This window comes from Rhodovulum adriaticum (assembly GCF_004345735.1).
Taxonomy (GTDB): domain Bacteria; phylum Pseudomonadota; class Alphaproteobacteria; order Rhodobacterales; family Rhodobacteraceae; genus Rhodovulum; species Rhodovulum adriaticum.
Genome location: NZ_SLXL01000032.1, coordinates 1 through 1,952 on the forward strand (window position 1 = coordinate 1; position 1,952 = coordinate 1,952).

1 protein-coding gene and 1 pseudogene are annotated in these 1,952 nt (G+C 64.2%); both read right to left on the reverse strand.

Features of this window, described 5'->3' with window-relative positions:
- Nucleotides 1-251, reverse strand: a pseudogene (locus tag EV656_RS16395) (IS3 family transposase); the annotation flags it as partial.
- 2 nt (nucleotides 252-253) lie between these two features.
- The gene (locus tag EV656_RS16400; RefSeq protein WP_132605862.1) at nucleotides 254-1,621 is read right to left on the reverse strand and encodes an IS110 family RNA-guided transposase; all 1,368 of its coding nucleotides are present in this window, start codon (nucleotides 1,619-1,621) and stop codon (nucleotides 254-256) included.
- Between the last annotated feature and the right edge of the window lie 331 nt (nucleotides 1,622-1,952).

Here is a 1,952-nt window from a genome sequence, read left to right on the forward strand (position 1 = left end):
ACTTCCTTCAACTCCTCGGTCATTCTCGGCCGACCATAGCTGCCCAGGCTTAGGCGCGACTGCTCCTTGATATGGGCCAGAACCACCATGTCCGTGTGCTGCCTGCGGCTGGCAGGACGGCTGCGGAAGGCACGCAACCCGCGGGGGCTGACATTCATCACCCGGCACAGCCGATCGACCGGGAAGGTGCCGCGCTGTTCTTCGATAAACCGAAACCTCATGGCTTTTGGCTCGCGAAGAACTGGGTGGCTTCCTAAGAAACAGCCGCACCCTCGGGCATTGGCGCCAAGGCGTAGCCGAAGGATTTGGCGCGGCGCTGAAGGTTGGACAGAACCCGTTGACGGTGTCGCTCTTCATAGTAGGCGGCGCCCGGGTCCTGATAGGTCATGCCGAACCGAACGGCGTTATAGAACAGCACGGCGATCTTGCGGGCGGTGGCGGTCACGGCCTTTTGCTTGCCGACCCGCGCCGACAAGCGCCTGTAGAATGCGCCAAGCGCGGTCTCGGTACGCCCGATCGTGGTGGCCGCGAGACGCAGCAAGGCGGCGGCGCGGTTCGACGAGCGTCGCGTGCGCGACGACAACAGCTTGCCGCCCGAAATCTTGTTGCCCGGCGCAAGGCACAGCCACGAGGTAAAGTGCTTGGCCGTCGGCCAGGCGCGTAGATCGGTGCCGCATTCGGCCACCAGTTTCAGCGCCAGCGACGGGCCGATGCCATGGATCTGCGTCAGGTCGGTGCCCAGGACACCATAGAGGGCTGCCCGCACATCGAAAGATACCGCGTTGCCCTGCTTGCCCTTTTTGACCCGCGCCTTCGGCAGCGGCGGCAGGTCGCCCCCGGCCCTGATCGTCAACGCGGTCACGGCGGCCTCAAGCGCTCGGTCGCACTCTGCGATACGGTCCTGGTAATGGTCGTAGATCTGCAAGGACTGGGTCAGGGCAAAGATGTGTTCCGCCCGGTCGTTGCCCACCAGCGCGGCCTCGATCGTTTCGATCGACGACCGGCAGCGCACATCCCGAAACGAGGCCAGCACCGCCGGATCGCGCTCACCAGCCACGATGGCGCGGATGATCCGCATGCCGGTGGCCCCGGTGATGTCCGACACCACATGGTGCAGCTGCAGGTTCATCTCCATCAGGGCCTTCTGCATGTGCTGGATATGGGCGGCCGCGTATTCGACCAGACGTTCACGTTGCCGCATATAGGCGCGCAGCGTGGCAATCTCGGCCTCGGGGCGGAAGCTGCCGCGCAAGAGGCCATAGGAATGCAACTGCCGCAACCAGCCTGCATCGCTGACATCGGTCTTCCGCCCCGGCACGTTCCTAGCGTAGCGCGCATTGACGAGGATGACCTCGAACCCATGCTGTTCGAGGATTTCGAAGGCCGGGATCCAGTAGACGCCGGTCGACTCCATCGCAACGCTGGTAACGCCGCAACTGCGGAACCAGACCGCCATGTCGTGCAGGTCCTGCGTGAAAGTCCCGAAAGCCCGCACGGGCATGTCGCTCGCATCGGGGTTCACGGCCGCCATGTGCATGGTCGAGCCGATGTCGAGGGCGGCCGCACCCGGATTGACCGGCTCTAGATCCTGTCGCGCTTTTTCCTTTGGTGTCCTGGTCATGGTCAATGTCCTCCGTTCAGATCGGAGGGCGTGGGCCATGCAAGTCCGTCATCTTCCCAACCGGGATCGCCGCGAACGGCGTCACCACTCTCAAGTCCGCATCGGCCCATGTGCCACGTTTTTTAACGGGGTCCCCGTGCGACGAAGCCGCCAATAAGCTATCGGCAACAGCCCTCCACCTGCGACACTACCACCGCTGTTGCTGCTCCGCACAGGCGGGCACCGGCCCAAGACCGTTCCTAAGAAACAGCCGGTTCAGGCGAAACGGGCGCCAAGGCGTATCCCAGGGTCTTGGCGCGCCGCTGGAGGTTCGCGAGGACGCGCTGGCGGT

Bases quoted from the DNA above. Each gene is read 5' to 3' on its own strand.
- EV656_RS16400 (WP_132605862.1), bottom strand. From the start codon at position 1,621: ATGACCAGGACACCAAAGGAAAAAGCGCGACAGGATCTAGAGCCGGTC.